This is a genomic window from Pseudomonas sp. PHC1 (assembly GCF_046487845.1).
Taxonomy (GTDB): Bacteria; Pseudomonadota; Gammaproteobacteria; order Pseudomonadales; family Pseudomonadaceae; genus Aquipseudomonas; species Aquipseudomonas sputi.
Genome location: NZ_JBJXHJ010000023.1, coordinates 92,944 through 115,038, shown reverse-complemented (window position 1 = coordinate 115,038; position 22,095 = coordinate 92,944). Strand labels below are relative to the sequence as shown.

Sequence of the window (22,095 nt, the reverse complement as noted above, 5' to 3'; positions counted from 1 at the left end):
TTCGCTTTTCGCTTTTCGCTTTTCGCTTTTCGCTTTTCGCTTTTCGCTTTTCGCTTTTCGCTTTTCGCTTTTCGCTTTTCGCTTCGCTTCTCACCACTCAACACAATGAGCGTTAGCTCGAGTAAAGCTTTTGACGTGCCGGCCCCATCGGAAGGCTGAGTGGAGGGATTCATCCGGGGGTGGGAGCGCAGCGACCGTGCGGCGAAGCCGCATGCATCGAGAGGAGGTGCAGCGAAGCAAACCGTAGGCGATGCCCCCGGATGAATCCCGGAGCGAAGAAACCCCGAGCCCCAGCGAGGGGCCGAACGCCGGGGCCCAGACCTTTGGTTACTTTGGGGCGTTTGCCAAAGTGACCCGCTGTAAGAGCGGAACCGCCAGCAGCAACACCCAAAAAAACGGATATTCACCCAAACCACCCAGAGAACCTGGTCGGCCCAAAGGCCGCCAAGTTCACTCGGCCTCCGGATCCACCTTGTTCTGAGTCAAGTACCGATTCAAAACATCATCCTGCGAAGGCGTAGAAGCATCCCCCGCCACCTGCCACAACCGCCGCTCAATCCCCTGCGCCACCATATGCCCCACCGCCGCCTCAATCGCCGACAACACACACAACTGCGCCGGCTCATTGGTCGTATACCCGACCTCAGCCTCAAGCAACTTCTTGAACTCGATAAACTTGAAAATCCCCGCACTGCGCGCCACCGAATAAATCGTCTTGCTGGTCATCACATTCGCCAACACCTGCCCGCTGCGCACATCCACCGCGCGCAAGTTGACGGTGACCTGATCGACCCGATACTCACGGGACAGATCGATCCCCAGATACCGCGCCCCTTCCCCACCGCTGCGCACGTTGGTGTCATAGGCGATGATCCCGCCCTCGAGCATCATGTTCGCCGCCTGCAACGGTGGCAGCTCACCCTGAATATTCACCGGCGTATTCGGCTTCTTCTGCGACGCCCGAATGATCTTGCGTTCCGTCAGCAGGTTCTGCAGCCCCTCGCGTTCAAGCACCACAAACCAGCCGCTGGCCTGCATCGCGTCCATCAACATCGACGCCGCGCCCTGGGTGACGCTGGTGGAAAAGGAACTGGCCGGCGTCGGTTTGTACTGCCCGGTCTGGTCACGGAAGCCGTACACCACCGCCATCAACCGACCCTTGGGTCGCGGCATTTTCAGCAAGTCATAGTAGGTCGAGGCCCTGGGGGTCAGGGTCGGGGTGTCGGTGTCCTGCTCGGCCGGCATCGGCTCGCGCAGACTGCACCCTTGTAATGCTGCCAACATCAGCCCTAGCGCAATTATTTTTTTCATGTCCATCGCTCCCCGGAACCGTCATCCCGTCATGGGTTGAGGCCGTTCACCTGAATTTCGGAAACTTCGCCGCTCGCACGGTCGGTCACTTCAATCGTCAGTGCCCCCGAGTCATCAACGACGTTGACGATAAAAGCGTCGGTGGACAGGCTCCCCGTGTTGCCGGTGGAGATGTTGTCCAGCAGTTGCCCCAGCAACCGTGACTGCAATTGACTGGTGAAGCGCTCCAGCGCCGAAGTGCCGGCCACCGCCGTGCGGCTTTTCAGGTCCGGATCGTCGTGGTCGTTTTGCGCCTGGGCATTGTTGAGCAGCCAGGTGCCGTTGAGCGGGTTGCCGCCGAACGACGGATTGACCGGTGTGTAGACCAGTTCGGTGGCCTGGACAGCCGCGGCGCTGGCAAGCCCGATCAACAACCCCGAGATCCAGAATCCGCTGCGCCGTGAGAACGTTGTCGTGTTCATAGTTCGTCCTTCTCAAGGTCGGTGGTGTCCTGCAACAAGGCTTCCAGCTTGCGCCGGACGACCTCCAGTCGAACCGAATCGGCGGCCGCGTAGGCCTCGTCCTTCAGTTCCACGATGTTCGGCGGCAGGAAGCGCCGATACACCAGGCGTTGTTGATATTCGACGGTCACAAGGCTCCCCCAGCGCGCGTCGGGACGCTCGCGCACCACCAGGTTGAAATCCATGCGGCTGGTGTCGCGCAGGCGCTCGCTGAACGAGTAGTAAAAGTCGTGGCCGATGTGCGAGATCGTGTCGTCGACGATGAAGCCCATCATTTCGTCTTCCTCGCCGGCGCTGGCGAAAGACGCCACGACCGCGAGGATCAACGCGCACCACCCTTGCCGGCTCATGGCTGCAACGCCTGCGGCAGCGCTGACTGGCCTTTGGCCGGGCCGTTGGTGCCATCGAGGAAGGCTTTCTCGGCCACGAACTGCCAGTCCGAATACCGCTGCATACCTTCAAAGTCCGACCATTGCGCCGGGAAGTCCGCCTGCTTCAACGGCACCTCGGTAGACGGGCTGTTGATGCCGGTGATGCGTCCGTCGAAACCCCGTTGCAGCGCCCATTCGCCGCCACCGATCGGGTCCGGATAGAGCTGGCGCAGATGGTGCCGAGCTTGCGGAAAACGTTCGTCCTGCAGCAGGTCGGCCAGTTCTTTCGGGTACTGCGCCAGCCCCGGCGAACTGCGGTAGTAGCTGCGCAGCGCCTGGGCATACTGGGTACCGACCCACAGCAGTTGCTTCTCGCGGTCGCGGCGCGACACGGTCGACCACAACTCGCCGGCACTGGCCAGGCCCATGCCCATGATCACGATCAGGAACAGCACGCCCAGGTAGGTGAACCCACCCTGCTCCGCGTGCTTACCACTCGGAATACTGGCTGCCATCACGCGCCCTCCCGGTCGCTCCGCTCTTGATATCGGCAACGCCGCCCGCCACACCGTCCGGGGGCGCGATCAGCACCCATTGGTCATTGCGTTCGGTGATCGGGTCTACCGGCGCGTTGCGCAGGTAACGCATTTCCACCAGTTGTTCGATGGAGTCGGGATAGCGCCCGGTGTCGCCGTAGTAGTGATCCAGCGCCTCGCGCATGGCCGACAGGCTCTGGTGCAACGTGGTCTCTTTCGAGGCCTCAAGGCTGTTGAAGTAGCGCGGCAGGGCGATGGTCATCAGGGTCGCGATGATCGCCATCACCACCATCAGCTCGAGCAAGGTAAACCCCTTTTCCCGGCGCATGAGAATCACCACTCGCGGTACGCGATGCCGTTGAGGCCACGGCCCCTGGCGAGGGAGTAGACGTCGAACACGTCCTCGCCATCGCGCGGGTTCTGGGCCGAACTGTTGTAGGCCCGCAGGCCCCAACCGCCGTTGTCGTCACGTTTGGCCGGCACCAGCGGATCCCGCGGTATCCGGCGCAGAAAGTAGAACTTCGCACCCTTGGCACTGCGCACGTCGCGCACGCCTTCGACCAGCACTTTCAGGTTCGGCGGATAGCCGCTGCTGTTCAGGGATTTCTCGATGTAGCCGGCATCGAAGGCACGCTTGTAGGCGTCGATGCCATCGCGAATCTGATACAGCGCGGTGCGCAGTTCCTGCTCCTTGCCACGCCGTACCAGGGTCTCGGTCAGCGGCGCGGCCATGCCGGCCAGCAGGCCGATCAGGGCCAGCGTCACCACGACTTCGATCAAGGTAAAACCGCGCTGGGAGGCGTTCATGATCAAGGCTTCTCGACAGTGACACGGGTGGTGGCCACGGCCGCGTCACCGACTGCACGAGGCTGCGCGGCAGGCGCCGGCATCGAGTAGCTTTGCGAACGGTCCGGCGCCTGGATGTGCATGCTGGTTTCAGTGCCGGTGGAAAACTCCATGTCCGACGGGCTCTGGTACGGCAGGTTGCGCACGATCCGTGGCGTGATCGAGAGCACCAGTTCCGATTTGCCGATGGTGTCCTTGTTGCTGCCGAACAGCCGGCCCAGACCCGGAATGTCGCCGAGGCCCGGAATCTTGTTGCCGGTGGCGCCGTGGTCGTTGCGCATCAGGCCGGCGAGGATCTGGGTCTCACCGTCATGCAGGCGCAGCGAGGTCTGGGCGTTGCGGGTGTCGACCTGCACCGGAATCGTCCCCTGGCGGGTCGGCTCCAGTGGCGTGGCGTTACTCACTTCCAGCGCGACCTTGATCGCCACTTCGTTGTTCAGGTGCACGGTCGGCTGCACTTCGAGCTTCAGACCGACGTCGAGGTAAGTCACGCTTTCCGTGATCACCGGACCTTGAGTGGAAGGCACCGACGTGGCGCTGATGATCGGCACTCGCTGACCGATGTGGATGCGCGCCTGTTCGCGGTTGCTGACGCGGATCACCGGGCTGGCCAGGGTGTTGATGTCGTTGTCCTGGGCATTGATCTTGGCCTGTGGCGACGGCGAGATGGAAATCCGGCTGGAGTTGATGCCTTTGAGTTGATCGAGAATGGTCACCGCCGAACCGTCGCTGTTGACCACACCGAAGGTGTTTGGCCATTGCAGGCCGAGGTCGAGAATGCGCTGGGTAGCGACTTCCATCACCTCCACTTCCAGCACCACTTCCGGATTGGACTGGTCTTGCGATTGCAGCAGTTTCTCGGCCATGCGCACGGCGTCTTCGGTGTCGCGCATGGTCAGGGTGTTCAGGCGTTCGTCGACGAACACGTCGCGGGTCTTGAGCATGGTCTTGATCATGTTCAGCGCAGTGTTGGCGTCGATGCTGGTCAGGTAGAAGGTGCGCATCACCAGCTCCTGGTAATCCTTCAGCTTCTGCGGCGAGTCCGGGTAGATCAGCAAGGTGTTTTCATTCACCACTTTCTGGTGCAGCTGGTTCTGTTGCAGCAGCAGTTGCACGGCGTCTTCGATGCGCACGTCACGCACGAAGATCGTGGCTTTCATGTCCGGGCGCAGGTCCTTGTCGAAGATGAAATTGAGGCCGGCGACCTGCGACAGCACTTCGAAAATGGTCTTGAGGTTGGCGTCGCGAAACTCCAGAGTCACCGGGCGATCGAGCCGGGTGCGCAGTTGCGGGTACTGGATCACGTTGCGGCTCTGCACCAGACGGATGTTGCCTTGCAGTTCCAGCGCGCCGTCGTTTTTCGGGTCAAGTTCGAGGATCTGTTTGACCTGGCGGTCGGCGCCGTAGATGTCGCCACGGCGCAGGTCGCCACGGGCCAGTTCGAGTTTCTCGTCCATGCTGCGCAGGTAGTCGAGCTGACGCAGGGCATCCTGGGCGCGGCGGTTGTTCGGCTCGATGGTCAGCACCCGGCTATAGGCGGTGCGGGCCGAAGCGAAATCGCGACGGGCGCGGTCGGTGTCACCGGAGGTCAGCAGCGCGGTGATCGCCTTGGCGCGGCCGCTGTTGAGCAGCAGGTGCAGCTCGGTGTCGCGCGGATTTTCCCGCAAGCCTTCCTCGATCCGGGCCAGGCCCGCCTCGTACTGCCCCTGATCGATCAGGTCGGCGGCTTCCTTGTTGGCGACCTGCGCGGAACTGCACGCGGCCAGCCCGGCACACAGGCCGAGGCTCATCAGCAAACGGGATCTGTTCATTGCGTACTCCCCACAGACAAGGTCTGCGACAAATGCAAAGGCAGGTAGACCAGGCTCAGTTCCACATCGGAAATCGCCGCAATCTTCCAGGTGTCGTCGATCACATCCCCGCTGCGCACGACGTAAATTTTCTCGCCGTCCTGCAAGAACACCTGCAGGTCGCTGCGGTCATGCAGCCTGCCGACGAACTGAAACGGCACCGGTGGCAGGCTCGGGGCTTGCACCACCGGGGTCGGGTTGATCGCTTGTTCGGTGACCGTCGCCAGGATCGGCGCGGCCTTCCAGGATTTGCTCGCAAACAGGTCGCCGGCCGGGCTCAGGTCCTTGATCGGCGCCGCATTGGCCTTGGCACTGCTGGCGGGCAAGGCGCCACGGGCGGTGGCTTTTGCCGGGCTGGCCACGGCGACTTCGATCGAATCCGCCTCGTCGCTCGGCGAGAAATAGTCCGGCAACCAGGCCAGCGCCGCCGCCACGCCGAAGAACGCCACCCAGCCGCTTATGCGTTTGCTGTCCATCACGACCTCGACAGGTAGAGGGTCATACGGATCCGGCCGCTGAGGTCGGTGTCGGCAATCTTCTTGCGTTGAAACTCGACGTCTTCCACCACCACTGCCGGCAATTGGCCGAGCAAGGCGTGCAGGAAGCGGCGCAGTTGCGGGTAGCTGCCGCGCACCGGCAACAGGATCTGGTAGCGCGCCAGATGGGTCTTGGGATCGACGCCGAGGGCGTATTCGCCGCGCGCCAGGGTGATGTGCTCCTGCGCAGCCAACGCATAGATGCGGTCGATGGCGACAGTGGCTTGCGGCTGGGCCGGCAGCTTGTTGCGAAAATCATCGAGCTGACGCTGCGGCACCACCGGCGGCGCGATGCTGCCGTCCTCGACCCTGGCCAGGTATTCGGTGGCTTCCTGGGTTTGCTGGCTGAGCTGTTGCAGCGACTGCCAGCCCGGCAGCAAACCGCCGAGTGCCCAGGCAATCGTGACCAGCAGCAGCGCCAGACCGGCCAAGCCCGGAACGCCGAGGCCTTGCAGGTATTCGTGAACGATCAGTCTAGGGATTCGCATCGCCCATCTCCCAGGTCGCCGACAGGTTGAATTGCACCGGTTGCTCCGGCGATTTGACGACGATTTCGTGGCTCAGCAGCGACACGTCGGACAGCTCGTCACTGGCCTCCAGCCGTTTGTGGAAATCCAGCATCGCTTGCAGATCCCGCGCTTCGGCGCTGATCCGTACCTGGCCCTTGCGAGCATCCGGGGTCAGGGTCAGCAAGGCGATGTCGTCGCGCGGCATGGCTTCGAGCATGGCGAACAGGCGTTCCCAGGGGCGGCGCAGTTGCTGCGAGACCTTGCGCATTTCGGCGAGGTTTTGCGCCTGCTCGCGGGTTTCCGCCGGGCTCAGCGTTGTCTTGCTGCCGCTGTCGCCAGTGAGCTGGCGCTGGGTGTGCTGCAAGTGACCTTGCTGTTGTTCGGCCTGATCGCCGAGGTGCTGCTGCACGCTGAAGCACACCAGCGCGAGGATCACGCCACCGCCGAGCAGGCTCCAGCCCAACGGGCCGGAACGCGGACGAGGCTGGAAGTCGAGGTTCAAGGCGCGCATGTCAGGCCACCGCCCGGGACATGACGTACAAGGCGTCATGCACGGTCATCGAGTTGTCTTCGAGGGTGCGCAGGTGCACTCCCGCCACCTCCGGTTGCGCATCAAGGCGCGCCGGGGCGTGCAGATAAACGTTGAAGGCGCGTTCGCTGGTGGAGGCTTGCAGTTGCCGCTCGCGACCGATCAAGGCGCTGAGCGCCGCGTCGCTGTCGCTGCCGCCCACCGAACGCACCGACGACCAGCGCCCTTCCCTTGCCAGCAGCAACACGCTGCGTTGCGGTTCGGCAACGATGAACAGGAAGTCGCCGGCGTCGAGGCTTTTGTCGAAACGGTTGAACGCGGTCATCAGGTACGGCTGCACCGAACGCAGGCGCAGGCCGCGCTCCGTGACCAGTGTGCGCAGGCGTTCCAGCAAATCCTGCGGCAAGGCGCTGGCGATCCGGTCATGCCCGGCGGGCTCGGCCGACAGCACCAGGCTCCACGGTTGGGTCGGGGCGCCGAACAGGTCCTCGAAGCACAGTTGGGCGAAACCGCGCAGTTCGTCAGGACTGCTGATCTGCTCGCTCCAGGGCACCAGGCAGAAACGGCTGAAGTGACCGGAGATGACCACGCTCAGCTCGGCACCGGCGCGGGTGTGTTCGCCAAGCAGACGGTCGAGGGTGTCCAGCGCCACCGCGTAGCTCTGGAAGCCTTCGTCGATGTAGCCGACGCTGCCCAGCCACAGGGTATCGTTGCCCCGGCGCTGGCCGAGGCCGACACCGCTGGCGCCGAGCACGGCGATAAAGTGATCACGCGATAAAAGTGACACGATTGATCTCCTCCAGCGTGGTCCGACCGTGCTCCACCAGCTCCAGCGCCGATTCGCGCAACAGGCGCAAACCACGGGCGCAGGCCAGGGCTTTGATCTGGGTGATGGGTTGGCGCTCGACGATCATTTGCCGCAGTTCGTCGTCCAGGTGCAGCAGTTCGGCAATCGCCGTGCGTCCGCGATAGCCGCTGCCCCGGCAGTGGCCGCAGCCCTTGCCGTGGACGAAGTGGTAGTGATCGACTTTCAGTGGGTCGAGGCCCGAGGCGCGCAGTTCTTCATCGCTCGGGTTGACCGGCGTGCTGCAGCTGCTGCACACCAGCCGGATCAGGCGCTGGGCGAGGATCGCGTTGAGCGCCGAGACCAGGCTGTAAGGGTCGATTTCCATCTGGGTGAAGCGGCCGATCACGTCGAACACGTTGTTGGCGTGGATGGTGGTGAATACGAGGTGACCGGTGAGCGCCGATTGCACGGCGATCTGCGCGGTGTCCGGGTCGCGGATCTCGCCGACCATGATCTTGTCCGGGTCGTGGCGCAGGATCGAACGCAGGCCCCGGGCGAAGGTCAGGCCTTTTTTCTCGTTGACCGGGATTTGCAGCACGCCCGGCAGCTGATATTCCACCGGGTCTTCGATGGTGATGATCTTGTCCACGCCGTGGTTGATCTCGGTGATCATCGCGTACAGCGTGGTGGTCTTGCCGCTGCCGGTGGGGCCGGTCACCAGCACCATGCCATAGGGTTCGGCGGCGAGGCGACGCAACTGGCGCAGGGTTTCGTCTTCAAAGCCCAGTGCTTGCAGTTGCACGCCGCAGACCTTGTCGGCCAGGTCCTGTTTGTCCAGCACCCGCAGCACCGCGTCTTCGCCGAAGATGCTCGGCATGATCGACACCCGGAAGTCGATCTGCCGGCCGCTGATGCCGATCTTGAAGCGACCGTCCTGGGGCACGCGTTTTTCGCCGATGTCCAGTTCGGCCATGACCTTCACCCGCGAAATCACCTGCTCGGCGAACTCGCTGCCCTGGATCTTGCCGATGTTGTTCAGCACGCCGTCGATCCGGTACTTGATCACCAGGCCCTGGCCGGTGGTGCCGAGGTGGATGTCGCTGGCGTGCATTTTCAGCGCGTCGTACAGGGTCGAGTTGACCAGTTTCACCACCACGCTCGAATCTTCGCTGATGCTGGTCAGGGACAGGCTTTGCAGGGTGTCGGTCTCGCTGCCGGCATCGGCCTGGGCGTTGAGCGACTCCACCGCGTGGAAGCTTTCTTCGTGGCGGGCCAGATAGGCCTTCAGGTCATCGGCGTGCACCAGGTACAACGGCGCGCCGTGCAGGCATTCGTCGATCCAGGCCAGGCGCGCGGTGTCGAAGGGGTCGGCGAACACGCCGATGACTTCGTCGTTGTGGCGCAGCAGGATGAATTCGCGCTTGAGGCATTGCGCGAGGGTGACCCGGTCGAACACCGGCGCCGCCAGAAACAGCGTGTCGGTGTCGAGCACCGGGTAATGCAGGGTGGCGCCGAGGCTGGCAATGAACGGCATCGGCGCCAGCTCACAGAGCACGGCCAGCGCATCGAGCACCCGCTCCCCGGAAGTGCTGGCCCGTGCCCGGGCCTGGGCCAGTTGCTCACTGGAAAAGCGCGGCGGGGTCTGTGCCTCCTGGGGAGGGGTGACCGACAGCGGTTCGACGACAACGGACAGACGATCCATGGCTTGCTCTCCAACACCCGGGGCTTGAGGCCCTGACGGCGCGGGAGGCGAGTTCGGCGAGTGCCGGAACGTCTATCGCGCCATTACTCCCCGGTGAGCATTTGATCGTCGTCCGGTGCCATGGCCTCCGACCGGTTTCGTCGGCGGTCCGCCAGCACCCAACTGCCATCGTACAACTGCAACGGGAAGCTCTCGGTCCTGCTCTGGCGTCGTTCGACGAAGCCTTCGGATGGGCTCGCACCGGGTTTCGCTTCGCGCTGGATCCCCAGAAGGTCGCAGACAGCTCGGGCCAGTTCCGCCAAAGGAAACGGTTTGAACAGGATGTGACTGACCCCCAGTTGCCGCGCCCGCTCACAGACTTCAGCGGTCGGGTGACCCGTTATCAGCACGAAATGACACGTCCTGTTCTGGCGGACCGCGTCGAGCACCTCGAACCCTTCCATATCGGGCAAGCGGTAATCGAACACCAGCACGTCGGGAGCGAAAGTCTCGGCCAGGCCGATTCCCTCTGCGCCGTCATGTGCAATCCGGACGTCCAGCCCTTGCGCCGACAGATAATCCTGAAGGTTCTGTGCAAGCAGCTGTTCGTCTTCGACAACCAGTACTTTGTTAACCAAGGTGGACTCCTTGAAACCCGCAAGTCCGAAAACTGAACCTGCTGGAGTGCGCCTCACAGGAGGTAACGCACACTTCATGCCAGGCTGAGTGCCGGTATTTTCTTGTCTTCATGTCCTTGAATTGAATGGAAATGCCCGCTCGTCCCGGTACCCCGTTCCCCAGAAACGGGGAAGCACCTGAATGGGCATCGAAGCCATTCCCCACTATTGGGGGGGAACCTTCAGTCGTCGTCAATTCGTTCGATCCTGTTCTGCGCCCGCAACTGCGCGAGCACCTGACGACGAGCCTGGGTCTGTTGCTGTCGGGCGAGGTACGCCCTGACTGTTTCCAGCCCTTGCTCCTCTGGGACATCGGCCGCCTCCTTGTGGTTCTCGACAAAAATCAAATGCCAGCCGAACGGCGTACGCACCGCTTCGCTGACTTCACCAGGCTTGAGGGCAAACGCCGCCGCTTCGAAGGCCGGCACCATTTGCCCACGGGCGAAATACCCCAGGTCCCCGCCCTGGCTGGCGGTGACATCTTGCGAACCCGATTGGGCGACGCTAGCAAAGGTTTGCCCCCCTGCGATAGTCGCACGCAACTCCTCCAAGCGTAGCCGCGCTGCTTCAACCGTGGCGGCATCGGCATCGCCGGCGACCTTGATCAGAATGTGCCGGGCCTGCACCTGCTCCGGCGCGCCCATTTCAGCGCGGTGTTGCTCGAAAAACGCCCGCACCGTTTGCTCGTCCGGGGCCTGGACCTGGGTCAGTTCGGCAAACATCCGCTGCGCCGCCAATTCGCGGTGGGTGTACTCGGTGAATGAAGCCTCGTCGAAACCGGCGTCCTGCAAACGCTGGAGGAATTTATCGGTGCCGCCAATGGCGGTGCGGGTCCGTTCGACCTGTTCGCGCACCGTTTGCTCATCGATCGTTACCCCGCGCTTGCGCGATTCCTGCCAGAGCAATTCCTTGTCGATCAGCGTATCCAGTGCGGCCTGACGCAGTTGTTTATAGGCCGTGGGGTTGCGGATGCTCGCCACGGCGCGCCCCTGATCCTCCAGGTACTCGGCGAAATAGCGTTCCAGGCGAAACTCGGAAATCGCCTCGCCATTGACCCGGGCGGCCACCGGTTCATTGTTCGCCAGCGCCACCGACAACCAGCCTGTCAGCAGCCAACACAGGGTTTTGAGCTTCATGATCAGGGCCTCCGGTCATGGCGTGGCAAGAATCGGTTTGTAGGGAGCGACCAGATAAAAACGCTGGTCAGGCAAATCAATGGTCACCACATGCGCCCCGCTCAGGCCCAATCGTCGCCCGGGGCCGAAGCTCAGGCGCGGGGTCAGGCCGGTGTCGAAGTCGTGCAGGCCTTCGAGGGCCGCCACCAGTTTTTCGCGGCTGGCGTCGCGACCGGCCTGCTTCATGCCTTCGCTGAACAACTGCATCGAGGCGTAGGCGCCGACTTGCAGCACCGCATGCTGGGCGCCGAGACCTTGATGCTCGCGCAACAGCGTCAGCGCCATGCGCCCGGCCTGGGTCCAGTCGCTGGGCACGAACGGATACGCCAGAAACACCCGCCGGGAAAACCCTTCCGGCATTTGCAGCAGATCCCCCCCCACTTGGCTGGACGCCGCAAACAGGTACGGCACCTGCCCGGCATTCTGCAATCCGGCTGCCAGCCGGCTGAAACCAACGCCGCTGCCCAGGTAGAACACCGAGCGTGAGCCCAGCGGCAAGCTGTCCGCCGCCGGGTCGTAGGCCTGTACTTGGACCTTTTGCCAACCATGCTCCTGCAGATAGCGGCCAAGGGTCTGCGCCGCCAGCGCCTGGGCCGGGTCATCGGGATAGGCAATCAGCGTCGGCCCTTGCAGCACCCGCAGACTGGCGGTGGCGTAGTCGGCCAGCGCGATCAGTTGCTCGCGCAGGCCCGGCAAGGGTTCGAAAATCTGCGGGCTGGCCTGTACCGGGCCGAGCAGCGACAGGGCCCCGATCAGCGGCACGCCCGACTGCTCCAGACGCGGCGCCAGTTCGCTGTCCAGTGCCGGGGCCAGCGGTGCGATCAGGGCGAAGACTTGCTCTTCCTCGATCAGCCGTTGCAGGGCCTGTTCGGCGCTGGCGCGATCCGGGCCGGGGTCGGCCACGGTCAAGCGCAACTGCCGGCCGTGAATGCCACCGGCCTGATTGATCCGCGCCACACTGCCGTTGAGCACCGCCGCGATGGTGGCGCCCTCCTCGGCCAACGGCCCCTGGCTGGGCAGCAAGGTGCCCAGGTGCAAGGTCTGGTCATCGAGCCCCGGATCGCGGTCATCGGCCAGGCGTTTGAGGTACGCGGTGAGGTTGCGCTGATCCTTCATCGACAGCAGGAAGCGCGGCATGCTCGGGTCGAGGCGATTGTTGCCGGGATCGCGGCCCTGCTGGATGACCCGCGCCAGGCTGCTGTCGGTGTAGGCCGGGTAGTTGCGGCCGTTGACCTGTTGCTGACCGTGAGTGCTGGTCAGCCGCGACCAGTTGAGCTCCGGCGGACGCACCCCGCCTTCGGGCCGGCCAAGGCCGTCGGCGCCGTGGCAGTTGGCGCACGGCAGGCTGGTGGCCGGCAGCAACACATCCGCCGCGCCGACCCGCGCCATGATCGGCTCGCCGCTGGCGGACAGGCCTTCGCGGTACAGGCGCCTGCCAGCGCTTTCTTCATCGGTCAGCGGCAACGCGGCCGCGCCAAGGCTGACGCCAGCGAGCAGGATCAGGGTGAGGACGCGGCCAAGGTTCATGGCGCGGACTCAGCGGCCGGCCACGGGCATTGTCAGCAGCTGCAAGCGCTGGGCAATGGCGGCGGCCGGGGCGTCGGGACGGATTTTGCTCCAGCGTTTGTTGGCCACGTCGCCGACGATCAACTGGGTCGAGTGCTGCTCGGGCGTCGGCACGATCTGGCCGATGCGGCCCAGCACCAGATCCATCTGCGCCTTGTCGCCGGTAAGGAAAAGCCAGTGAGGGTCATCGGCGCCCTGCTTCAAGGTGTAAGCCTTGAGCACCGCCGGCGTGTCGCGCAGCGGATCACTGGTAAGGGAAATGAAGGTGATGCCGTCGGCCTTGTCGCCCAGCAGCTCACGGACTTCCTTAAGCTTGCGGGTGATCAGCGGGCAGGCGTCATTGCAGCTGGTGAAGATCACGTTGAGCAGCACCACGCGGTTGTGCAGTGCATCGCTGTAGAAACGCTGGACGTCGCCGTTCTGATCCAGCAGCGGCGTGTCGGTGAACCAGGTTTTCGCGTCGTGGGTGCCTTTCGCCGGCGCCGCAGCAGCGCTGGCCGTTGCCGGTGCGGCCTGGGCATGATCTTCATGGGCCCACGCCATCGCGCTGAAAATCCAGAAACACACCGTCAGGGTGATCCAGTCCAGGGTTCTCATGGTTGTTGCTCCATGGCAATCGCGGTGTGTTTGGCGTGGGTGCGCAGGCCGCTGAGTTTCTCGACTTCCTTGGCCAGCATTGCCGGGTCGGTGAAGCCGTAGTAGCGCGTCCAGTGGCGACTGTTGCCGTCACCGACGAGGATCAGCGGCTGATGATTCTTGAAGTCGCCGCTGAAACTGCCGAGGCCCTTGAGGGTGGCGGTGATCGATTGCGGTGAACCGGTGAGCCAGCTCCAGCCGGGGCCTTTCTGGAAGGTGTGGGCGTAATCCTGCAGACGTTTGGGGTCGTCGCGCTGCGGGTCGATGCTGATCGACACCAGCTGCACTTCGGTGCCGACCCTGGCTCCGAGCTGTTTCTGCACCTTGCCCATGATCGACGAAACCACCGGACAGACCGTGGTGCAACTGGTGTAGATGAAGCTCATGACGACGATCTTGTTGTGCACCAGATCCTGCTCCAGGTGCACGGTCTTGCCGTTCTGGTCGAGCAGCGGCACGTTGGCGAACTTAACCTGGGCGTGCTCCTGGCTGTTGGTGGCCGGTGGGGTGTGCCCGGCATGCTCGTCCGCCGAGTGAGCGCTGGCCTGCTGAATGCCGACGGCCAACAGGCACAGGGTCAGCAGGCCACGGGATGCAAATCGGTTCATGGTCGTTTCCTCGTCACTGGGTCTGGCCGGGCAGCACCCGGACACTGGCAAAGGTCTTGTCGTCGAAAGCGGCGCCCAGCGAGGCCGCGCGCACATGCAGGTACCAGGCGCCGCTGCGGTCGAGGGTCACCGGCGCTTCGTACACGCCGTCGGCGACTTCCAGCGCGGCCACTTCACGGGGCCGGGAAGTCGGCGCGAGGAAGTAGCGCAACTGCACGTCTTTCACGCCGCTGCGCTGGATCTTCTGTTTGCCCTGGACGATGCGAAAGCGCACCACGTACGGGTCGTTGAGGGCCACGGCAGTCTTGTCCAGCAGGAACTCGACTTTCGCCGCGCCCAGGTGTTTTTCAGGCGCGCCGTCGGACGCCACCTGGGCGGTGAAGCAATGAATGATGTTCGGCTGGTTGAGCAGGAACGCCACGTCGAAACGCCCCGCCGCCGGCAGTTTCACCCGTGCGCTGTAGAGGCCCGGCGAGACCTCGCGCAGGCTGCGGTCGATCACCAGCGCGGCGCGTGCGATCTGCCCCCGGTTGGGGTAACCGGACATCGGCGCGTTCATGCCTTCGGCGTAGAAATAGGTGGTGTTGTCCACCGGGTTGACCACGAACACCGCGTTGTCATCGCGTGAAACGGCAAGGCTCGATGCCAGCGGCAGATCCCCGGCCAGCCGTGGCGGCTGCGGCCCGGCTTCAAAACCCTGGGTAATCGGCTGGCGCCCTTCGCCCAGCGAAGACAGGTTGATCATGGTGACTTTCGGCGAGGCCAGCCCGCGCACGTAGGCGTAAGCCTGAGTGAACACCACTTGATAGGGTTCGGCTGAAACCTCCAGGTCATGGATCGCCGAATCGTTGGCCGCGTCGATCACCGTGGCGCGGTTTTCCACCGTGTTCAGCACCACGCCAAAACGACCGTCGGCGCTGAAGCCCATCGGGCCGAGGCCCTGTTGCAGCTTGATCACTCGGCGTACGGCGCGGCTGTTGCTGTCGATCACGGTGACAGTGCCGTCCTTGCCATCGGCCACGTACACCGCGCCGGACAGCGGCGAGTACGCCACCGACAACGGGCTGGAACCGGTCTTGACCTGTTGCAGCAGGCTCAGGCTGGCGATGTCGATCACGCTGAGGGTGCCGTCGTCGCGGTTGCTGACGAAGGCGAAACGGCTGTCCTTGCTGAAACTGATTTCGTGGTGGCCGCGACCGGTCGCCAGGTGCTTCAGCGGTTTGAGGCTCTGGGTGTCGATCACCGTGACCCCGGACTCTTCAACCTTGCTCGCGTTGTTGCCGACCCACAGCAGGCGCTCGTCCGGTTGCAGGGCGACCCGCACCGGTTGGCTGCCGGTAGCCACCGAGTCGATGACCTTGAATTGCTCGCTGTCGATCACCGCCACTTCCCCCGCCGTCGGCATCGACACGAAGACCTTTTTGTTGTCCTTGGGCGTGACCCAGTCCATCGGCGACTGCTTGAGTTCGATCCGCGCCAGCGTGCTGGTGATGCCGCCGACCGAGACTGACGGATCGACCACCGAAACGCTGGCATCGCGGTTCATCACCAGCAGGAAATAGCTGTTGAGGTCGAGCAGCGGCCGCGCGCCGATGCTGGATTTGAGGAACGTGCCGACCCGCGACTTGCAGCTCTGGTCGCGGCCCTGGGCCTGATCGGCGGCCAGGGTTTGCGGATCGATCCAGGCCCCCGGCGCCACACCGGACAACGGCTGGCCTGACGCGCCGTCGGTGACCCGGAACTGCACGTCAGCGAACTCGCCCTCGCGCAACTGGCCGTCGCTGGCCAGCGGCTTCAGGTTGAAGGTGATCGACACGCCGTCGCGGGTCAGCACCTGCCCGGCATCGGTCTGCGCCAGGGCAATCTCGCTCAGCGTGAGCAGCGCGCCGGCCATCGCCAGCAGGCAGACGCCGATGATGTTGATGATCCTGTTCATACATCCCTCCCCTACACACCTTTCCCCACCTGTGGGAGCGGGTTCACCGGCTCCCACAGGTCGCGCATTGGCACCTACTGAGCAGGCGGCGCCGGCTCCGGCTCATTGGTCACCCGCAGCAATCCCCACAGTCCCGAGGTGTTGCCATAGGCGCCGTAATCGCGGAACAGGTAGTCACCCGGTATCGCGTTGCTACCCCCGGCGCTCGGGATCATGAAGCTGAAGTGCGCTGCCGGCAGGATGCTCTCGTGAGCGCCGATGTACATCGACATCGGGTTGTAGCCGAAGCGCACCGAACCCACGCCCGGCGTGCCCATCGGGTAGCCGCCGGTGTCGCTCTTCTCGGCCTGGAACGGGTTGAGCGACCAGACGTGCCCGTCGAGCTGGAACGTCGTGCCGCGACTGCCGCCGCTCGGCATCAGGATGTGCGTACGCAACGGTTGACCGGGTTTGGCATACAGCACCGGCGTCTGCGGATCGCCGCCCACCAGCGCATTGCTGTAGGCCATGTGCGCATGGGTCATGTCGCCGTAACCCGCGCCATCGGCATGGCCAAACGGCGCATCCGGGGCGAGGCCGAAGCGATACCACAAAGGTTCAGTCTTGTAGTTGATGGCCATGCTCGAGTTGTCCTGCGGATCGGTCGGCACACCGAAGCCCTCGGCAGCGATGCCTTCGACCGGCCGGCCATTGGCCCAGCGAGTATTCAGCGCCTTGTGCCAGACCATCGCGAAGTCACGGTAAGTCGTCTGCCCCGGTGCGGTGACCGTGGCGTTGACCTTGCGCGCATCCTCGACCCAGGTCGCGCCGATCGGCAGGATGCTCATCGCACCACCCAGGCCTTTTTGTGGTTGCTTGATCACATCCGCCGGGGTGATGTTCAGGCCACCGAACTCCACGGCCGTGGCGTTGATGTTGTCGACACTGCGCCCCAGTTGGGTGACCGGTTTGCCTTCACGCTCCAGGTGCCCGGCGTAGTACTGATAGGTACGGGTCGGGTAGGCACCGCTGCTGCCAACCCGTGGCGGCACGGTCTGGATCGGGTTGGCGCCGACGTTGGCACCGTCGGATTTGGTGATGTCGTAGGCCAGCAGTTGGGCGTGCAGCCCCACGTGGCTGGACGGCCGCATCAGGTTGTTGCTGAAGGTGGTCGAGCCCAGGCCACTGTTGCGGTCGCGCTTGACGATGCCTTGCATCACCGCGGTCTGGGTCAGGTCCGGCATCACGCTCGGCAGACGGTTTTCCAGGGTGATATTGATGCAGTCCCCGGCCGCTGCGCGCAGCACCAGCGGTTCGACCGGAATGCCGGGTTTGAGCTTGCCGCTGACCGGATCGAGGTCGGATTTGCGCACGTACAGGATCGCCGTCGGATCATGCAGCGGCCCACTCTGACCACCAATGGTGATGGTCTCGCCGTCCTCCGGATCAGTGACCGTGACCTGCGGGATGCTCACCGTGCGCGAGTTCAGCACCAGGGTGCCGCCCGCCGGATTCAGCGGCCCGCCGACATGCTGCCCCAGCCCGGCAGAATCGCCGATGCTCAAGCCCAGCGAATTGCCGAGGATGTCGTTGGCCAGCGCCGCGACCACTTCATAGTTGCGCTGCACCGTCGGCCGTGTGCCGATGCCGTTAGGGTTGGCGCCATAGCGTGGGCAACTGCCCTCGAACGCGACCGTGTTGCGCATGCCGGCCGGGCTCGGATTGTTGGGGATCGCAAACAGATCATTGCGCTTGGCCGTGTAGTTACGCATCACGCCCCAGATCCCGCTCCAGTAGCCTTCAATCGAAGCGTCCATCGAGTACAGATAGTCGCCTGTGGTGGCGGCAGAGCTGGAGAGCATCGACACCGGTGCAATGAAGCCCATCTGTTCGGAGATGCCGATCATCTGCGAGGCGCGCCAGCCGGAGTTGGAGCTGTTGCCGAAACCGGAACCGCTCTGCAGCCATTTCACGCCATGCAGGGTGACGTTGTGCTCCTCTTCGTGGCCGCCGGCATGCACCCGCAGGCGCACGTTGTCGCCGGTGTAGGTACGCAGCATCGGGGTGAACGGGTCGCCCGGCTCGCTGCCGCCCTTGTTGATGTGCGGCGGGAACAGGGTGGTGCCGCCGGTCGGGCCAGTGGCGGCCGTCACCAGGTTCGGCGCCAGGTTCATCGCCGGAATCGCCCGGTCGGTACGGCTTTGCATGGCGTAGGCCAGATCGCCGCCGAGGCCGTCAGCCTGCATGCCGCGCTTGCCGTCCGGGCCGACCTTGTTCGGATCGTAGACCCGCAGGGCCAGCGGCTCGTTACGATAGTTGACGACGAACATGCCCGGGTCATCCACGGAAATCGCTTGCGGGCAAGGCCGGCTCGGGCAGCCCGGCACCTGACCACCCTGCACTTCCACGATGCCTTCGAGCAGGTTGCCGGCGCTGTTGCGCACTGGCGGGTTGATCGCGTAGCGGAAGCTGTCGGCCGTGGCCGGGAACGCTTGCGGATTCGGCACACCGTTGGGGCCGGCGCCCACGTACACACCGGCTTCGTAGGCATGCTGGAAGTCGCTGTATTCGAGGAAGAACTCACGGAAGCTGTCGTTCTTGCCGTCGCCGTCGAGGTCGCCGGTGTTGATCACCGCCTGCCATGAAGTCGGCCCGCCGTCCTGCCGCGCGCCGCTGTACAGAGGCTCGCCGGTTTCGGCGTGGAACCAGGTGGAACCGGCCGGTTCCGCCAGCACCGTGGCGTACAGGCCGATCTGCTGATGGGTCGATGGGCCGAGGTGGTCGTGGGTGAAGATGGTGCCCAGCCCCCGATCCACGCCCTTGGCATTGACCACCGGGTCGACGAACCAGCGCTGCATGGCCGTGCGCGCGCCCATCCAGTCACTGCGTCCGAATTGGCCGAAGAACGGATGTGCCTTGGCTTTCGGGCACGCCTGGGTGCCGTCGCGCGGGTCGGTGCCCTCGCACTGGTTGAATTCGCGGATCGCATGAATGCGTTCCTGAACGGCACCGGGCGAGAGCACGCCGTCCTCATAGTTCCAGCCGTTGGAGGAACCGTCGGCGGAGGTCAGATCCCACTTCGGCAGGTGAATGTGCTGGCCGATCACGTCGGTCGGGGTGCGCACCTGATAGTCGTCCATCTCGTAGGTGGCAGGCACCAGGTTGGTTTGCTGGTATTGCACGCAGTCGAAGGTGTTCATGCGCATCACCAGCGGCTCTGGCGGCCGCTGCTTGGTGATCACTGGCCAGGCGTCTTCCCACAGCGCCAGAATGCGGGCTTGCGGGAAGTGGTAGCCGACTTTGTTGTACACCGCGTCGAACTGGATGTTGGCGGCCTTGTAGATCCGCGGCCGGTCGGCGGTGAAGGTCGAGGCGCCGACGAAGGACATGCCGTCCAGCCGATCGCCGCTGGCAAATTCACCGGTGCCGGCGCTGCTGGTCAGGCGTTTTTGCCGGTCGTCCATGCACGGTTCGTAGTAAGGCGCGCCGGCCATCGGCAAGGCGCCGTTGGTGCGGAAGGCCTTGGCCACGATCTGATTGCCGGGCAGCAAGGCGAAGCTTGGGTGATCCTTCTTCGCGTGGAACGCCATCGCGGCCTGTTCCACTTCGGTGCCCTCTTCCGGCAGGTAAATCGGTTTGGCGCGGGTGACTTGCTTGGAGAAGTCCAGCGAGGTGGTCACAGTGTACGCCTCACCGCCGGCCGACACCCCGTCGAGGGCGTGCCGCTGCAAGCCGCCATCCCAGCCGCCGGACTGATTCGGCTCGAGGTTGGCCCACAACGCTTTGCCGCTGGCTTTCAACGATTGCGCAGTGGCGGCGTCGAGCATGTCCAGCGGTGGGGTTGGCGGACGCTGACCCACCGAACTTTCCATGCCGCCGATCCAGAATGGATAGCCAGGGTTTTTCAGGCTGCCGTCGGCGTTGCGGTTGGCTTCGCTGCGATCAACCAGTGCCAGGGAACCAATGGCCTGCGATCCACTGTTACCGCCGTGGTGTTCGCCGTCGTCATCGCCCTCTTCTTCGTCATCGTCGTCATCGTGGCCGGCGACCAGGGCTTCACCGATTTTCGGCACCACCACCACTTTGCCCGGCATCGGGGCCATGGCTTTGCCGGGCAGCGGCACAACGGCAGGAATCGGCGTGCCGGCGATGATCTCGCCATCCGGCAGCGCGCGGGCACCGGCGGCCGGTTTACCGCTGCGCAGGGCGTAAGGTTCGCTGTGATAACCATCGGCGCCCTGTTGCGAGACTTCCAGCCGGGTGCCTTCTTCGAACACATCGTGCACCCGCCACATGGACCACATGCCCTGGGCGAAATGCGGGTAGAAGTGGCAGTGATAGATCGCATCGCCGGCCACCCGGTTGCGGTTGCCGGAACCGCCGTTGGCGATTTCGTAGGTATAGCCGGCGCCCGGACCGATGCCTTGGGCATCGACGTAATCGGAGTTGTCGTCGTTGGGGTTGAACAGCCACTGATGGCCGTGCAGGTGGAAGATGTGCTGCTCATGGCCGTTGTGGGTGTTGCGGAATTTGACGAAGTCACCGATGTAGCTGTGGTTGACGTTCGACGGCTCCGACGGATACAGGGCCATGGTGGCCTTGACGCCGACCTGATCGGCGCTTGGGGTCTGGCCAGGGGCGATGTTCTCGAGCCCGGTGTTGGCCGGCACGTCCACCAGCATCGCCACGTCACCGACGGTGTGCGAGCTGAGGAAGAATTCTTCGTAGGCACACGACAGGCAATCGTGCATCGGGCCCACGCCGAGGCGGTTGGCGACCACTTCAGCGCCCATGCCGCCGGAACCGTAGTTGATCATGAACGAGTCGCGGGTCGGCTCCAGCACATGGGCCATGACCGGGTCGGCCCAGTAGGCGGGGAATGCCTGGGTAGCGGCGGTTTCGTCCTGGAACTGCGAGGCGAAATCGCGAAACGGCTCGAGGCGGTTGGGGATCGCCGGGTTGCGTTTGCCCATCGATTCCAGCGGATAGGTGCTGGGCGCAAAACTGCCATCGGCATTACTGCCCATGACGATCGCATCGCTTTCGCTGGAGATGATTTCGTTGCCGTCGACCATGCTGATGATCGGCGTGCCTGCCTTGCCTTCACTCAACCACGGTTCGCGCTGCGGGTAGCGGGCCTGGTAATCGACGATGGGGTGGCCGGCCGGTGTGCGGCCGGTGGTGGCCAGACGCATTTCTTCTTCAGTGAGGGTGTTGCGATAGGTGCGTCCTGATTTCGGCACCACCACGACCTGGCCGAACAGGCCATTGGCAGTATTGCCGGCCGCGCCCTCCCCACCGAATGTCGCGCCACGGCTGCTGACGGCAAACGCCCCTTCGCGCTCGGCGTACAGGACATACGAACGGCTCGCCCCCGGTGGCACCAGGGTGTTGGCGTTGCGCCCGGTGTAGGAGGAAATGTCGTCGATGCTGTTCACCGCTTGCAGGCCGTTGACCTGAAAACCGACGTGGCGGTCGGCGACCTGCTCGTCGACTTTGAAAGCATCGGCGCCGTTGGCGTTCTCGGTGCCCTCCTCACCTTCAGGTGCTTCGAAATGCTTGTTCGGGTTGGCCTGGTAATCGAGCAGGTTCTGCAGGTTGATCGTCAGGCAATCACCGGCGGCCACCCGCAGCACCAACGGCCGCGGGCGCTTGTCCGGCCGCAGCGACACCTTGCCCGGCACCGCGCTGCCACCATTGGCCAGCGAAACCTCATGCTCATCCACCACATCGCGGCGCAGGGCGTACATCATGCCGTTGGCATTCTGCGCACCGAGGCGGTTGAACATCAGCGGTTGATCGAAGGCGACCACATTGGCCACCAGATTGCGCTCACAGCGCACAGTGGCGCTGGCCAGTTCGACACTGAGCATCGAGGCCAGCAACAGCAGCCAGTTCAAAAGGGGCGGTGCGTGGTGAATGCCAACCATGATCGGAAACCTCGCAGTGGGTGCTCACAGGGAACGATTCTCGATAAACCCCTTGGAGCAATCCGCATGCCACAAAAAATATCTTTACAACTCAATCGGTTACACAGGTCACTTGAGAATCCGGGGGGTATT

General features: G+C 63.9%; 19 protein-coding genes. All 19 read right to left on the bottom strand.

What is annotated here, in order from left to right; genetic code table 11:
- Positions 1–450 precede the first annotated feature (450 nt).
- The 19 genes from ACKJSM_RS23990 to mnxG all read right to left on the bottom strand — a co-directional run bounded on the left by ACKJSM_RS23990 (position 451) and on the right by mnxG (position 21,963).
- Positions 451–1,311, bottom strand: a complete 861-nt coding sequence (locus tag ACKJSM_RS23990; protein WP_085607704.1) for a CsgG/HfaB family protein — start codon at positions 1,309–1,311, stop codon at positions 451–453.
- Positions 1,312–1,340: 29 nt separating this feature from the next.
- Positions 1,341–1,772 carry a curli assembly protein CsgF gene (locus ACKJSM_RS23985; RefSeq protein ID WP_236182343.1) on the bottom strand — a complete coding sequence of 144 codons (432 nt, stop codon included), beginning with the start codon at positions 1,770–1,772 and terminating at the stop codon, positions 1,341–1,343.
- Positions 1,769–2,161 carry a curli production assembly/transport protein CsgE gene (csgE, locus tag ACKJSM_RS23980; protein ID WP_236182344.1) on the bottom strand — a complete coding sequence of 131 codons (393 nt, stop codon included), beginning with the start codon at positions 2,159–2,161 and terminating at the stop codon, positions 1,769–1,771. The genes ACKJSM_RS23985 and csgE overlap by 4 nt, the downstream gene beginning before the upstream one ends.
- Entirely contained in the window at positions 2,158–2,697 is a 540-nt protein-coding gene (locus ACKJSM_RS23975) for a type II secretion system protein (protein ID WP_236182345.1), read from the bottom strand. Before ACKJSM_RS23975 ends, csgE begins: the two co-directional genes overlap by 4 nt.
- Positions 2,672–3,046: a type II secretion system protein gene (locus ACKJSM_RS23970; protein WP_236182346.1), complete on the bottom strand. Its 375-nt coding sequence runs from the start codon at positions 3,044–3,046 to the stop codon at positions 2,672–2,674. Before ACKJSM_RS23970 ends, ACKJSM_RS23975 begins: the two co-directional genes overlap by 26 nt.
- A gap of 5 nt (positions 3,047–3,051) precedes the next feature.
- Positions 3,052–3,525: a type II secretion system protein gene (locus tag ACKJSM_RS23965; protein WP_064378909.1), complete on the bottom strand. Its 474-nt coding sequence runs from the start codon at positions 3,523–3,525 to the stop codon at positions 3,052–3,054.
- A 2-nt stretch (positions 3,526–3,527) separates the two neighbouring features.
- Positions 3,528–5,375 (bottom strand): secretin N-terminal domain-containing protein, encoded by a 1,848-nt coding sequence (locus tag ACKJSM_RS23960; protein ID WP_236182347.1) that lies wholly within the window; start codon positions 5,373–5,375, stop codon positions 3,528–3,530.
- Positions 5,372–5,890, bottom strand: coding sequence for a hypothetical protein (locus ACKJSM_RS23955; protein WP_410239053.1), 519 nt, complete (start codon positions 5,888–5,890; stop codon positions 5,372–5,374). The genes ACKJSM_RS23960 and ACKJSM_RS23955 overlap by 4 nt, the downstream gene beginning before the upstream one ends.
- Entirely contained in the window at positions 5,890–6,438 is a 549-nt protein-coding gene (locus ACKJSM_RS23950) for a GspMb/PilO family protein (protein WP_410239052.1), read from the bottom strand. The genes ACKJSM_RS23955 and ACKJSM_RS23950 overlap by 1 nt, the downstream gene beginning before the upstream one ends.
- Complete coding sequence (locus ACKJSM_RS23945) at positions 6,425–6,970, bottom strand: PilN domain-containing protein (protein WP_410239051.1); 546 nt, start codon at positions 6,968–6,970, stop codon at positions 6,425–6,427. Before ACKJSM_RS23945 ends, ACKJSM_RS23950 begins: the two co-directional genes overlap by 14 nt.
- A 1-nt stretch (position 6,971) precedes the next feature.
- A complete protein-coding gene (locus ACKJSM_RS23940) occupies positions 6,972–7,775 on the bottom strand; it encodes a hypothetical protein (RefSeq protein ID WP_410239050.1) in 804 nt (267 codons plus the stop codon).
- Complete coding sequence (locus ACKJSM_RS23935; RefSeq protein ID WP_236182352.1) at positions 7,756–9,477, bottom strand: GspE/PulE family protein; 1,722 nt, start codon at positions 9,475–9,477, stop codon at positions 7,756–7,758. Before ACKJSM_RS23935 ends, ACKJSM_RS23940 begins: the two co-directional genes overlap by 20 nt.
- Positions 9,478–9,560: 83 nt before the next feature.
- Positions 9,561–10,094, bottom strand: coding sequence for a response regulator (locus tag ACKJSM_RS23930; RefSeq protein ID WP_236182353.1), 534 nt, complete (start codon positions 10,092–10,094; stop codon positions 9,561–9,563).
- Between the two features lie 221 nt (positions 10,095–10,315).
- Positions 10,316–11,269: a peptidylprolyl isomerase gene (locus ACKJSM_RS23925; protein ID WP_410239049.1), complete on the bottom strand. Its 954-nt coding sequence runs from the start codon at positions 11,267–11,269 to the stop codon at positions 10,316–10,318.
- Between the two features lie 15 nt (positions 11,270–11,284).
- The gene (locus ACKJSM_RS23920) at positions 11,285–12,835 is read right to left on the bottom strand and encodes an ABC transporter substrate-binding protein (RefSeq protein ID WP_410239048.1); all 1,551 of its coding nucleotides are present in this window, start codon (positions 12,833–12,835) and stop codon (positions 11,285–11,287) included.
- A 9-nt stretch (positions 12,836–12,844) separates the two neighbouring features.
- Positions 12,845–13,471, bottom strand: a complete 627-nt coding sequence (locus ACKJSM_RS23915) for an SCO family protein (RefSeq protein ID WP_236182356.1) — start codon at positions 13,469–13,471, stop codon at positions 12,845–12,847.
- Positions 13,468–14,118, bottom strand: a complete 651-nt coding sequence (locus ACKJSM_RS23910) for an SCO family protein (protein ID WP_410239047.1) — start codon at positions 14,116–14,118, stop codon at positions 13,468–13,470. The genes ACKJSM_RS23915 and ACKJSM_RS23910 overlap by 4 nt, the downstream gene beginning before the upstream one ends.
- Before the next feature lie 13 nt (positions 14,119–14,131).
- Complete coding sequence (locus tag ACKJSM_RS23905; protein ID WP_410239046.1) at positions 14,132–16,054, bottom strand: beta-propeller fold lactonase family protein; 1,923 nt, start codon at positions 16,052–16,054, stop codon at positions 14,132–14,134.
- A gap of 74 nt (positions 16,055–16,128) precedes the next feature.
- Positions 16,129–21,963: a manganese-oxidizing multicopper oxidase MnxG gene (mnxG, locus tag ACKJSM_RS23900; protein ID WP_410239045.1), complete on the bottom strand. Its 5,835-nt coding sequence runs from the start codon at positions 21,961–21,963 to the stop codon at positions 16,129–16,131.
- Between the last annotated feature and the right edge of the window lie 132 nt (positions 21,964–22,095).